This window comes from Leifsonia sp. CL147, assembly GCF_900114565.1.
Classification (GTDB): domain Bacteria; phylum Actinomycetota; class Actinomycetes; order Actinomycetales; family Microbacteriaceae; genus Leifsonia.
On record NZ_FOTM01000009.1, the window covers coordinates 100,710 to 113,096 of the forward strand.

Consider the following 12,387-nt stretch of genomic DNA (forward strand, 5'->3'; position numbering starts at 1 on the left):
TCGGAAGGTGAGGGGCCGGGCGGCGGGGAAGCTCCCGCCGCCCGGCTACCGGGATTCAGGCCGCGATCAACCGGCGCTGGCGGTGCTGATCGCCGACGCCATGTCCTTCAGGGCCTGGTCGACCGTCTTGTCACCCTTGAGCGCTGCGTAGGCGTTGTCCTGCACGGCCTTGGTGATGGCCGGGTAGAAGGGCGAGACCGGACGCGGGACCGCGTTCTCGATCGACGTCTTCAGCGTGGTCAGGTACGGCAGCTTGCTGTTCAGCGAAGCGTCGTCGTACAGCGACGACACCACCGGGGCGAGCGAGCCCTGCGTCACGAAGAACTTCTGCGTCTCCTCGGTCTGCAGGAACTTCAGGAACGCGAACGCCGTCGCCTTGTGCTTGGAGTACACGCTGATCGCCGCGTTGTGACCGCCCAGGCTCGAGACGCCCGGCTTGTCCGCGCTGATGCCCGGCAGCGGCGCGATCCCGAAGGTGTCCTTCACGACCGACGAGCCATCCGTCTTGGCCAGGTTGTACACGTACGGCCAGTTGCGCAGGAACAGCAGCTTGCCGGCCTCGAACGCGATCCGGCCCTGCTCCTCCTGGTAGGTGATCGCCTCCGCCGGGATCTGCCCGTTCTTGAAGCCGTCCACCAGCCGCGAGAGACCCGCCTTGGCTTCGCTGCTGTCGACGGTGACCTTCTTGCCGTCGGAGCCGACGATCGTGCCGCCGTTGGTGTTGATCGCCTCGGCGACGTTCACCGTCAGGCCCTCGTACTGGGCGAACTGACCGGCGTAGCAGCCGATGCCCTTCGCCTTGGCGATGTCGCAGTCCTTCAGCATCTCGTCCCACGTCTTCGGCGGGGTCGGCACCAGATCCTTGCGGTAGTACAGGATGCCGCCGTCCGAGGTCTGCGGCGCCGCGTACTGCGTGCCGTTGTACGTGCCCGACTTGACGGTCGGGGCGAGCAGAGCGGAGTTGTCCATCTTGAACGTTCCGGTCAGCGGCTGGAGCCAGCCTTTGGCGGCGAACTCACCGGTCCACACCACGTCCACGTCCACGACGTCGTAGTTCGGGTCCTTCGCCTGGAAGTGCTGCACCAGGTCGTCGTGCTGCTGGTCGGCCTGGTCGGTCTGCTCCTTGAAGGTGACCTTCTCGCTGGGGTGGGCTGCGTTCCACTTCGCGATGAGGGGTCGGACCACATTCGAGTTGTCCTTGCCCTGCACGTAGGTGATCGGACCCTTGCTGTCGGTGTTGGCGCCGGCGTCGCCGCCGCCGCTTCCCGATCCACCGCCACCGGTACATCCGGCCAGCGTGAGACCGACGAGGGCCACACCGGCGATCACGGAGAGACGTGCTGCTTTCATTTCACTCCTCGTTGAGCTCTTGGTGCGGACGCAGATGTGCGCCCGCTGGTCACCGTACCCCCACGCTCTCGCGTTCTGCAAGCGTTTGCGTCAAGCGCTTGCATCACGGTTCCGTCACGTCGGCCGGCCCCCGCGCGAGGGCTACGCTGAGTCCATGAGTGGGATGCGCGGCATGGCTGCGGCCGGTGGCGGCGGTGGCGGACGCGGGCGTATCAGCGGAGGAGACCGGGCCGCGCAGCGCGCGCTGAACGCCGAGGCGCCGCGGATCCCGAACCTCTTCGGGCGCATCCTGGAGCTCTTCGCACCCCACCGGATGGCCATCGTCGTCACCATGGTTCTGGTGCTCGCGGGGGCGGCCCTGACCGTGGTCCCGCCGCTGCTGACGCAGCGCGCCTTCGACGACGGGCTGTTCCCGGGCGACGGCAGGCCCGACCTGCCGGTGCTCGTCGAGATCGTGGTGCTGATGCTCGTGGTGTTCCTCGCCTCAGCCCTCCTCGGCCTCTGGCAGACCTACCTGACCGCGTCGGTCGGCAACAAGGTCATGGGTGCTCTCCGGGTGCGCCTGTTCTCGCATCTGCAGTCGATGGAGCTCAGCTTCTTCACGCGCACCAAGACCGGCATCATCCAGTCCCGGCTGCAGAACGACGTCGGCGGTGTCGCGAACGTCCTCACCAACACGATGTCGAGCATCCTGGGCAACACCGTGACGGTGATCGCCGCGCTGGTGGCGATGCTGCTGCTGAACTGGCAGCTGACCATCGTCGCTGTCGTGCTGATGCCCATCCTCGTCATCGCGCAGCGCCGCGTCGGGCAGGTGCGTGCCCGCATCGCGACGAAGACCCAGGAGTCGCTGTCGGACATGACCGCGATCACGCAGGAGACGCTGAGCGTCTCGGGCATCCTGCTCTCGAAGAGCTTCAACCGTCAGGCTGCGGAGGTCGAGCGGTACTCCGGCGAGAACGACAACCAGATCCGCCTGCAGGTCTCGCAGGCGATGAGCGGGCAGTGGTTCTTCGCGATGGTGAACATCTTCCTGTCCTCCATCCCGGCGATCGTGTACCTGACCTCGGGCTGGCTCATCCTCGGCGGCGCGCACGACATCTCGGCCGGCACCATCGTCGCGTTCACGACGGTGCAGGCGCGGCTGCTCTTCCCCCTGCTCGCGCTCATGCGGGTGTCGCTGGACTTGCAGACCTCCAGCGCGCTGTTCGCCCGGATCTTCGAGTACCTCGATCTGCGGCCCGCCATCTCTGACCGGCCGGACGCCGTGCCGGTCGATCCGTCCCGGCACCTCGGGCGCATCGAGTTCGACCATGTCGTGTTCCGGTATCCCGACGCCCGGCCGGGCGAGCGCAACACGCTGGACGACGTGTCGTTCGACATCCGGGCCGGCGAGTTCGCGGCGTTCGTCGGCCCCAGCGGCGCCGGGAAGACGACCGTCTCGTACCTCATCCCGCGGTTCTACGACGTCACGAGCGGCCGCATCCGGTTCGGCGATGCGGACCTGCGCGACCTGCAGCAGGAATCGCTCGTGTCGCACATCGGCGTGGTCAGCCAGGAGACGTACCTGTTCCACGCGACCATCGCCGAGAACCTCCGGTACGCGCGCCCCGATGCGACCCAGCAGCAGCTGGAGGATGCGGCCAAGCGGGCGAACATCCACGAGACGATCGTCAGCTTCCCGGACGGATACGAGACCATCGTGGGGGAGCGCGGCTACCGGCTCTCGGGCGGCGAGAAGCAGCGGATCGCGATCGCCCGGGTGCTGCTGAAGGATCCGGAGGTGCTGATCCTCGACGAGGCGACGAGCGCCCTCGACACCATCTCGGAGCGGGTCGTGCAGCAGGCGCTGGACACCGCCTCCAGCGGCCGCACCACCATCGCGATCGCCCACAGGCTCTCGACGATCGTCTCGGCCGACGTCATCTTCGTGATCGACCACGGGCAGGTGGTGGAGCGGGGCACGCACCGCGAGCTGCTCGACGCCGGCGGGGTGTACTCGCGGCTGTACCGGGAGCAGACCGAGAGCGCCCTGCTCGAGGAGTGAGTCCGCTCGTCTCCTCGTCTGCTGGTCTCCCGCATTCGGGAGCGGGAGAGTTAGACTGGGCTAACTTTCGGTGCGGGAGGACGGATGAGCGTCGATGTCGATCAGCGCACCGTCCGTCGTGCGCCGACACGGCTGGTGCTGCTCCTCGGGCCGGCCTTCGTCGCGGCCATCGCCTACGTCGACCCGGGCAACGTCGCAGCGAACCTGACGGCCGGGGCGCGCTACGGCTACCTGCTGGTCTGGGTTCTCGTCGCCGCCAACGCCATCGCCGTGTTCGTGCAGTACCAGTCGGCGAAACTCGGGATCGTCACCGGGCGCAGCCTCCCCGAACTGCTGGGGGAGCGGCTGGGGACAGGCGCCCGCCGCGCGTACTGGGCGCAGGCGGAGCTGGTGGCCGCGGCGACCGACATCGCGGAGGTGATCGGCGGCGCGATCGCGCTCAACCTGCTGTTCGGCCTCCCGCTGCCGACCGGCGGGGTCATCGTCGGGATCGTCGCGATCGGCATCCTCGCCATCCAGTCGCGCGGCGGACAGCGTCCGTTCGAGGCGGTGATCCTCGGCCTGCTGGCGGTCATCGCGGTGGGCTACCTCGCCGGGCTGTTCGTCAGCCCGGTCGACTGGCGCGCTGCCGCAGCGGGCGTGGTCCCGCGCTTCGACGGTGTCCCGACGGTGCTGCTCGCGACGAGCATGCTGGGGGCCACCGTGATGCCGCACGCGATCTATCTGCACTCGGCCCTGGCGCGCGATCGGCACGGGGTGGCGGGCGACCCAGGCCGCCTCCGCACGCTGCTCCGCGCGACCCGGGTGGATGTGGTGCTCGCCCTGGTCATCGCGGGTGCGGTCAACATCGCCATGCTCCTCGTGGCCGCCTCGTCGCTCCGCGGCGTCGCCGGGACGGACACCATCGAGGGAGCGCACAACGCGATCGCCGCGGAGCTCGGTCCGGCGGTCGGCGTCGTCTTCGCGGTCGGGCTCCTCGCCTCCGGCCTCGCCTCGGCCTCCGTCGGCAGCTACGCAGGAGCCACGATCATGGGCGGGCTGCTGAAGATGCGCGTGCCGCTGCTCACCCGGCGGGTCGTGACGCTCATCCCGGCGGTCATCGTCCTCGCGCTCGGCGTCGACCCGACCTGGGCGCTGGTGCTGTCGCAGGTGTTCCTGAGCCTGGGCATCCCGTTCGCCATGATCCCGCTGCTGCGTCTCACCGCTTCGCGCGCCGTCATGGGCGCCGCCGCCGACCCGCTGTGGGTGCGCCTCCTCGGCGGATGCGTCGCCGCGCTCGTCGTCGCCCTCAACCTCGCCCTCGTCATCCTCACGCTCGCCTCCCCCTGACCCGACCCCCACCATCGAGTCCACAAAGACTGCACGCAAAACACCGTCGAAGCGTGCAGTCTTCGTGGACTCGATGGTGGGGCGGGAGCGGCTCAGGGGCGGGAGGCGACCCAGACGGCCGAGGCGGCGGACGGAGGGAGGGTGACGGACCGGTCGCCGAGTCGCAGGGCGAGGTCGTCGGCGGGCGCGCTGCGCGCATCCACCTGCAGTACGGCGTCGAGGCCGACTCCGCGCTCGGCGAGGTAGCGCAGCACGGCCGGGTCGGAATCCGAGATGCGCACCACGACCACCGCGACTCCGGGCGGTGCGCCGAGGAGCGGCACGGCATCGGGGCGGCGCGGCGTGCCGTCCGCCGTCGGGATGGGGTCGCCGTGCGGATCGCGCGCCGGGAACCCGAGGCGCCGATCCATCCGCTCGACGAGCTGGTCGGAGACCGCGTGCTCCAGAACCTCGGCCTCGTCGTGCACCTCGTCCCAGCCGTAGCCGAGCTCCTCGACCAGGAACGTCTCGATCAGGCGGTGCCTGCGCACCATGGCGACCGCGTGAGCGCGCCCCGCCTCCGTCAGCCCCACCCCGCCGTACCGCTCGTGCGCGACGAGGCCCTGCTCGGCCAGGCGGCGGATGCCGTCGGAGACGGTCGCCGCGCGGACGCCCATCCGCTCGGCGAGCTGCTTCACCGTGACCGGCTGATCCGACCATTCCGTCGCCGACCAGATGATCTTCAGGTAGTCCTGCGCGACGGACGACAGGTCGGACACGGGCATGAGGCGATTGTAGGGCCCGGTCACACGGTCGTCCCGAAGCGCGGTCGCTGTTACCGTGGTCGGGTGAAGTACGCACAGACCATCATCGACTTGGTCGGCGACACCCCGCTCGTGAAGCTCAACAGGCTGACCGACGGGATCGCGGCGACTGTTCTCGTCAAACTCGAGTACCTGAACCCCGGAGGTTCGTCGAAGGACCGCATCGCCTCCCGCATCATCGACGCTGCGGAGCAGGACGGGCTGTTGAAGCCCGGCGGCACCATCGTGGAACCGACGAGCGGCAACACCGGAGTCGGACTCGCACTGGTCGCGCAGCAGCGCGGCTACCGGTGCGTGTTCGTCCTCCCCGACAAGGTGGGGGAGGACAAGATCAACGTCCTCACCGCCTACGGAGCGGAGGTGGTGGTGACGCCGACGTCGGTGCCGCCCGAGCATCCCGACTCCTATTACTCGGTCTCGGACCGGCTGGCCGCCGAGATCCCCGGCGCGTTCAAGCCCAACCAGTACTTCAACCCGAACGGCCCCCGCAGCCACTACGAGACGACGGGCCCCGAGATCTGGCGCGACACGGACGGCCGGATCACGCATCTCGTCGCCGGTGTCGGCACGGGCGGAACCATCACGGGCACCGGACGGTACCTCAAGGAGGTCTCCGAGGGCCGCGTCCGCATCGTCGGGGCCGACCCGGAGGGGTCCGTGTACTCCGGCGGAACCGGCCGCCCGTACCTGGTCGAGGGCGTCGGCGAGGACTTCTGGCCGGGCGCCTACGACCCGACCGTCGTGGACGAGGTGATCGCCGTGAGCGACGCCGATGCGTTCCGGATGACGAGGCGTCTCGCGCGCGAGGAGGGCATCCTCGTGGGAGGCTCCAGCGGCATGGCGGTCGCCGCGGCGCTGCGGGCGGCGAAGGATCTCGGCCCGGACGACATCGTCGTCGTCATCCTCCCGGACGGCGGCCGCGGCTACCTGGCGAAGATCTTCAACGACCGGTGGATGCAGTCCTACGGATTCAGCGAGGTGCCGGACGAGTCCACGGTGCACGACGTCCTCGCGAAGAAGAAGGGGGCGCTGCCCGACCTGGTGCACACGCACCCGGCCGAGACCGTGCGCGACGCGATCCAGACCATGAACACCTACGGGGTGTCCCAGCTCGTGGTGCTGACGGCGGAGCCGCCGGTCGTCATGGGCGAGGTCGCCGGCGCGCTCGACGAGCGGTCGCTGGTGGATGCGGTGTTCAGCGGGCACGCCGAGATGAGCGACAGCGTGGGCCAGCACCTCGGCGAACCGCTTCCGCTCATCGGCGTCAACGAGTCCGTGACCGCTGCCCGGGCTGCCTTGGCCACCACGAGCGCCCTCCTGGTGACGGACGGCGGCAAGCCCGTCGCGGTGCTCACCCGGCAGGACCTGCTCAACTACTTCAGCGACTGAACGACACCTTCGGAGAAGGACGACAATGACACACGGCTTTGCCACACGCGCCATCCACGATGGTCAGGAGTTCGACCCGACCACGGGCGCGATCATCCCGCCCATCTACCAGACGTCGACCTTCGTGCAGGACGGCATCGGAGGTCTTCGCGGCGGCTACGAGTACGGCCGCTCGGGCAACCCGACGCGGACTTCGCTCGAGACGCTGCTCGCGTCGCTGGAGGGCGGCGCCCGGGCCCTCTCCTTCGCGTCCGGGCTCGCTGCCGAGGATGCGCTGCTGCGCGCCGCGCTGCGCCCCGGCGATCACATCGTGCTCGGCAACGACGCCTACGGGGGGACCCACCGGCTGATCGAGCGCATCCACGGCGACTGGGGCATTCGCAACACCACCGTCGACCTCGCCGACCTGGACGCCGTGCGCGAGGCGCTGGCGAGCGACGGCACCCGGATGCTGTGGATCGAGACCCCGAGCAATCCGCTCATGAAGATCAGCGACATCGCGGCCCTGGCGGAGCTCGGCCACGCCGCCGGCGCGATCGTCGTCGTGGACAACACCTTCGCCTCCCCGGCGTTGCAGCAGCCGCTGTCGTTCGGGGCGGACGTGGTGGTGCATTCGACCACGAAGTACCTCGGAGGTCACTCCGACGTGATCGGCGGAGCGCTCGTCTTCGCCGGGGAGGAGCTCGCCGAGAAGGCGAAGTTCCTCCAGTTCGCGGCGGGCGCGGTGTCCTCCCCTATGGATGCGTGGCTCACCGTGCGCGGGATCAAGACGCTCGACGTCCGCCTGCGCCGGCACAGCGCGAACGCGCAGGCGATCGCGGAGGCCCTGGTCGGCCATGACGGCATCGAGGCGGTGTACTACCCCGGCCTGCCGGACCACCCGGGCCACGACCTGGCCGCACGTCAGATGAGCGGATTCGGCGGGATGCTCTCCGTCGCTGTCTCGGGCGGGGCGGCGGCGGCGCGCCGGTTCGCGGAGTCGACCCGGGTCTTCCAGCTGGCCGAATCGCTCGGCGGCGTGGAGTCGCTGATCGGCTATCCCTCGGAGATGACTCACGCCTCGGTGCGTGGGACGGCTCTCGAAGTGCCGGACGACATCGTCCGGCTCTCGGTCGGCATCGAGGACGTGGACGACCTGCTCGCCGATGTGGAGCAGGCGCTCGGCCGGTAGTCGCCCACGCTCACCGTCGGCCACGCTCACCGTCGTCCACGCTCACCGTCGGCTGAGCGGACGGCGGGAGGGCCGGATCAGGCGGCGGGGTAGATCCGCGTCGCCCGCTCGAAGAAGCGCGGCTGCGCCGGATCGGTCCGGATGAGACCCGCGCGATGGAGCGACCGCAGGGCGGCGAAGAGTCCCGGGATCCGCATCCCGTGCAGCTCCTCGACCGCGATGCCCGGGCGCTCGACGATGAGCGACAGCAGTCGCGCGCGCTCCGCCGGGGTGCTGCGCTCGGTCAGCAGCGACGGCTCGAACGGGATCCGCGCCTTCGTGTCCCACATGCCGGCTCCTCGTGTCGCGCCCATCGGTAACGACGATTTGTTGCGTCGCTCGGTCAGTTATAGGGCACGATCCGGCGTCCGGCAAATGGTATATGACGAAAACCACAGGAATGACCCCTCTACGCCGCAACAGACCCGCGTGGGAACGATCCCATCACGCCGGCAGTTCCTTCACGGCAAACGGGTATTGTCCGAGCGTGATCGGTCGCCGATAGTGGAGTGGTGAGGACGTTCGGAGTGGAGGAGGAGCTCCTCCTGGTGGATGCGCGCGGGATGGCGGCGGCAGTAGCGCCGTCGCTCCTCGCCGACGCGCCACCGGGCGTCGGCGGGCCGTCGGTGAGTGCCGAGTTCCAGCAGGAGATGATCGAGACCCAGACGCGTCCCTTCCTCACCGCCGGCGACCTCCTCCTCGACATCGTCGGCGGCCGCGAACTGGCGGACGGGCTGTCGCGGCGCCACGGCGCCCGGGCGATCGCCGTGGCGATGTCGCCGATGCGGCTGCGTCCCCACGTGACCGAGGACCCGCGCTACGCCAAGATGATCGAACGGTACGGGCTCACCGCCCGGGGGACGCTGGTGTGCGGCTACCACGTCCACGTCGGCATCGAGTCCCGCGAGGAGGGCGTCGCCGTGCTGGACCGCATCCGCACGTGGCTCCCGACCCTGCTCGCGCTGAGCGCGAACTCGCCGTTCTTCGGGGGAGCGGACACCGGCCACGCGAGCTACCGCTTCGCGGCGTGGCACCAATGGCAGAGCGCGGGCCCGACCGACGTGTTCGGCTCGGTGGAGGCGTACGACCGTTTCGAGCGCTTCCTCGTCGACACGGGCGTCATCCTCGACACCGGGATGCTGTACCTCGACGCGCGCGTGTCGCACAAGCAGCCGACGGTCGAGGTGCGCGTCGCGGACGTGTGCCTCGACGCACGCGACGCGGTCGTCATCGCGGCCCTCGTCCGGGGGCTCGTGGACACGGCCGTGGCGGAGTGGCACGCCGGCGTGGAGCCTGCCCCCGTGCCCTCCGCCGCCCTGCGCCTCGCCGAATGGCAGGCCGCCCTCACCGGAGTGGCCGGCGCGCTCCCGCATCCCGTCACCTGGCGCGAGGGCTCCGCCGTCGAGGCGGTGGATGCGCTGCTCGCGCACACGTCCGCAGCCCTCGAGGCGAACAGCGACCTGATGCTCGTGCGCACGGGTCTCGCGCGCATCCATGCGACCGGGGGAGGGGCGGGGCGACAGCGCGCGGCGTACCAGCGACGGGGCAGGATGCGCGATGTGATCGCGCTCGCCGTGGCGGCGACGCACGACCAGGCGGAGGACGACGACCAGGTCGTCGCGTGACGCGGTTCCGACCGTCCCGAGCGCCCTTCCGCGCGCCCGGGATCGCGCCTATTCTGCGGTCATGACGGAGAAGGAGCTCGCCCACCAGCACGCCGTCTACACCTATGGGTCGCTGCCGTTGACGCTCATGTACAGCCCGACCGCGACGGCTGCCTGGGAGGTGTATTACGGGGGCGAGTACCTCGGGCTGATCGAGGAGGTGCACACCACGGGCGAGCTGTGGCCTGCCTTCGTCGCGCGGCTTCCCGGCGACGAGGACGTGGGCGAGGGCATCCCCGCGCGGGACTGGCGGGTGGCCGTCGAGGTGCTGGCAGGGCAGGCGGGGCTCTGAGGCGGCTCTGAGGCCCGGGAGGTTCCTGGATGCGCGGCCGCGCATCCATCTCGGCGCTCAGAAAGCGAACTCGGACCACTCGTCGCGGGCGAGCACCACCTGCTCGCCGTGCGAATCCACCAGCCACTGGTCCCGCGTGCAGCCGCGATAGGTGCACAGCAGGGTCTCGCTGGTCCATCCGTCGGCCGAGCGGATCCAGCGCACCAGGTGCACGTCCTGTCCCGGTTTCGGTACGTTCCCGGTCGGTGATTCGAAGGTCGTCACGCTGCACCCCTCCCCTTGTGCGGCCTGTCTGACCTCGACCCTACCGGGGTACACGAGCGGGGGACAAGAGATGGCGGGGATCAGTTGCCGCTGTCGTCCTGCATCGGGTCGAACTCGTCGTGCTCCGGCTCGACCAGGCCGTCGGCGTCGTAGGGCTCCTCGTCGCCGCCGTCCTCGGCGATCGCGTCGGTGTCGATCGGCTCGCCCGACGGAGTTTCCAGCCAGTGCTCCTTGGCGTCGCTCATGGTGTGACCCCTCTCCGGATGCTCTGAGCGCGATGGTAGACGGGTGGCCGCCCGGGGGGAAGGGCTCGGGACGGCGCTCATTCGCCCGGCTCCTGACCCGTCAGCCGCACCTCCTCCACATCCAGCCGCCGCTGCACATCCCGCAGCACGATGTCGTCGATCTCGCCGCGATCGCGCAGCCGGGTCACCTCCTCCCGTTTCCGCTGCAGCAGTGCGAGCCGGAGCTCCGTGTCCTGCCTGCTGCGCTCCGCGACCTCCTCGGCGTCCCGGGACTCCTCCTCCACCTCCAGCAGTTCGAGGTGCTCCTCGAACTCGCCCTGGATGCGCTCGCTGATCGTCCGGTCGACCCTCAGCCGGCGGGCGAGACCGGGCAGCTCGTCGAGCGCGGCCCGGGTCGCGCTGGTCTCGGCCAGGTGCAGCTCGTGCCCGACCGAGTCGTCGGAGGGGAGATGCGCCCAGCGCACGACCGCCGGCAGGAGCAGCCCCTGGAACACCAGGGTCGTGACGATGACGCCCGCGGTGACGAACACGATGAAGTCGCGTCCGGGGAAAGGGGAGCCGTTCATCAGCGTTGCGGGAACCGCCAGCGCCGCGGCCAGCGACACGGCGCCGCGCATGCCGGCCAGACCGCTGACCACCCGCGCCCGGTCGCTCATCCGCCGCTCGCGCTGCTGCGGCCGGCGGTCGAGGAGCCGGATCAGGTAGACCGTCGCGAAGAGGTAGGCGAAGCGGACCGCCACGATGACGCCCGTCACGGCGGCGATGGCCGCGATGCCCATCCCGAGGTCGCTCTGCGCGAGCTCGGAGGTGGCGCGCGGCAGTTCGATGCCGACGAGGACGAACAGGCTCGCGTTGAGCAGGAAGGTCGCGAACGTCCAGAACGCATCGGACTGCCTGCGGCCCTCCGCGACCCCGGTCCGCGGACCCGACTGGCTGATGATCAGGCCGGCGACGACGACCGCGAGAACGCCGGATGCGTGGATGAGCTCGGCCAGCAGGTAGGCGACGAACGGCGTGAGCAGCATGGCGATGTTCTGCGTGATGGCGTCCCGCAGGCGGCGGCGGGCGAGCAGGGCGAGCCACGCGATCAGCGCACCGACCAGGGCGGCGCCCACGTAGGCGACGACCAGCGTGAGGGAGACGACGCCGGGGCTGACGTCGGTGTCCCCGACGGTGAACCCGACGGCGAGCGACCACAGCACCAGCGCCGTCCCGTCGTTCACCAGGCTCTCCGCGCGCAGGATCGTCACGTTGCGGCGGGGGAGCGAGCGCGTGAACGATGTGACGGCAGTGGCATCCGTCGGCGCGATCGCGGCGCCCAAGGTCCAGGCGGCGCCCCACGGCAGCCCCATCGCATGTGCGAGCACCGCCACGGCGGCGGCCGTGACCACCACCAGCCCGGTGCTCATCAGGACGATGCCGCGGAGATTGCTGCGGATCTCGCGCAGCGACGTGGTCAGGCTCTCCCAGTACAGGATCGCGGGAAGGAACAGGAACAGCACCACCTCGGGGGCGAGCTGGATGTCGCGGAACAGCGGCACCAGCCCGATGAGGACGCCGATGCCGACGAGGAGGAGCGGCTGCGCGATCCCGGTCTTCCGGGCGATCAGCTTCGACACCAGGGTGGTCACGCCGATCACGACGACGAGTTCGAGTCCGAGCACGGGGCCTCCTTCCGGGCCATCCTCCCGCGGGGGGACGGAGGCGGGAACCCTTGGCCGGGGGAATGGCCGGGATGCGGCGCGCTGCGGAGCAGCGCGGTACGCGGCGGAGCAGCACGAAGCGCTGCGGATG

12 protein-coding genes are annotated in these 12,387 nt (G+C 70.1%); 6 read left to right on the forward strand and 6 right to left on the reverse strand.

The annotated features are described in order from the left end of the window. Nucleotides 1-66: 66 nt before the first annotated feature. Complete coding sequence (locus BM287_RS09830) at nucleotides 67-1,350, reverse strand: ABC transporter substrate-binding protein (protein ID WP_090038763.1); 1,284 nt, start codon at nucleotides 1,348-1,350, stop codon at nucleotides 67-69. A gap of 154 nt (nucleotides 1,351-1,504) precedes the next feature. Here BM287_RS09830 and BM287_RS09835 point away from each other — a divergent pair, with 154 nt between their 5' ends. Beyond that, nucleotides 1,505-3,397: an ABC transporter ATP-binding protein gene (locus BM287_RS09835; protein ID WP_090038761.1), complete on the forward strand. Its 1,893-nt coding sequence runs from the start codon at nucleotides 1,505-1,507 to the stop codon at nucleotides 3,395-3,397. An 84-nt stretch (nucleotides 3,398-3,481) separates the two neighbouring features. After that, on the forward strand, nucleotides 3,482-4,726 hold the full coding sequence (locus BM287_RS09840) for an Nramp family divalent metal transporter (protein WP_090038759.1): 1,245 nt from the start codon (nucleotides 3,482-3,484) through the stop codon (nucleotides 4,724-4,726). A 92-nt stretch (nucleotides 4,727-4,818) separates the two neighbouring features. Here the strand turns inward: BM287_RS09840 and BM287_RS09845 are convergent, their stop codons facing one another. Beyond that, nucleotides 4,819-5,490: a metal-dependent transcriptional regulator gene (locus BM287_RS09845; RefSeq protein ID WP_090038755.1), complete on the reverse strand. Its 672-nt coding sequence runs from the start codon at nucleotides 5,488-5,490 to the stop codon at nucleotides 4,819-4,821. 63 nt (nucleotides 5,491-5,553) lie between these two features. Between BM287_RS09845 and BM287_RS09850 the strand changes: the two genes are divergently transcribed. Both BM287_RS09850 and BM287_RS09855 read left to right on the forward strand, forming a co-directional pair. Then, a complete protein-coding gene (locus BM287_RS09850) occupies nucleotides 5,554-6,918 on the forward strand; it encodes a cystathionine beta-synthase (protein WP_090038753.1) in 1,365 nt (454 codons plus the stop codon). A gap of 25 nt (nucleotides 6,919-6,943) precedes the next feature. Continuing rightward, nucleotides 6,944-8,089, forward strand: a complete 1,146-nt coding sequence (locus BM287_RS09855; protein ID WP_090038751.1) for a cystathionine gamma-synthase — start codon at nucleotides 6,944-6,946, stop codon at nucleotides 8,087-8,089. Nucleotides 8,090-8,166: 77 nt separating this feature from the next. On the opposite strand, the gene BM287_RS09860 is transcribed toward BM287_RS09855, so the two are convergent. Then, a complete protein-coding gene (locus BM287_RS09860) occupies nucleotides 8,167-8,418 on the reverse strand; it encodes a hypothetical protein (protein ID WP_090038749.1) in 252 nt (83 codons plus the stop codon). 222 nt (nucleotides 8,419-8,640) lie between these two features. Here BM287_RS09860 and BM287_RS09865 point away from each other — a divergent pair, with 222 nt between their 5' ends. Together BM287_RS09865 and BM287_RS09870 are read left to right on the forward strand one after the other, a co-directional pair. Continuing rightward, on the forward strand, nucleotides 8,641-9,753 hold the full coding sequence (locus tag BM287_RS09865) for a glutamate--cysteine ligase (RefSeq protein WP_244528126.1): 1,113 nt from the start codon (nucleotides 8,641-8,643) through the stop codon (nucleotides 9,751-9,753). Between the two features lie 61 nt (nucleotides 9,754-9,814). Beyond that, nucleotides 9,815-10,084 (forward strand): hypothetical protein, encoded by a 270-nt coding sequence (locus BM287_RS09870; RefSeq protein ID WP_090038747.1) that lies wholly within the window; start codon nucleotides 9,815-9,817, stop codon nucleotides 10,082-10,084. 57 nt (nucleotides 10,085-10,141) lie between these two features. Here BM287_RS09870 and BM287_RS09875 read toward each other — a convergent pair whose 3' ends face one another. From BM287_RS09875 to BM287_RS09880, 3 genes are all read right to left on the reverse strand, one after another. Next, nucleotides 10,142-10,348, reverse strand: a complete 207-nt coding sequence (locus BM287_RS09875) for a hypothetical protein (RefSeq protein ID WP_090038745.1) — start codon at nucleotides 10,346-10,348, stop codon at nucleotides 10,142-10,144. An 80-nt stretch (nucleotides 10,349-10,428) separates the two neighbouring features. Then, nucleotides 10,429-10,593, reverse strand: coding sequence for a hypothetical protein (locus BM287_RS17830; RefSeq protein ID WP_170857501.1), 165 nt, complete (start codon nucleotides 10,591-10,593; stop codon nucleotides 10,429-10,431). Nucleotides 10,594-10,670: 77 nt separating this feature from the next. After that, a complete protein-coding gene (locus BM287_RS09880) occupies nucleotides 10,671-12,257 on the reverse strand; it encodes a Na+/H+ antiporter (protein WP_090038743.1) in 1,587 nt (528 codons plus the stop codon). Nucleotides 12,258-12,387 lie beyond the last annotated feature (130 nt).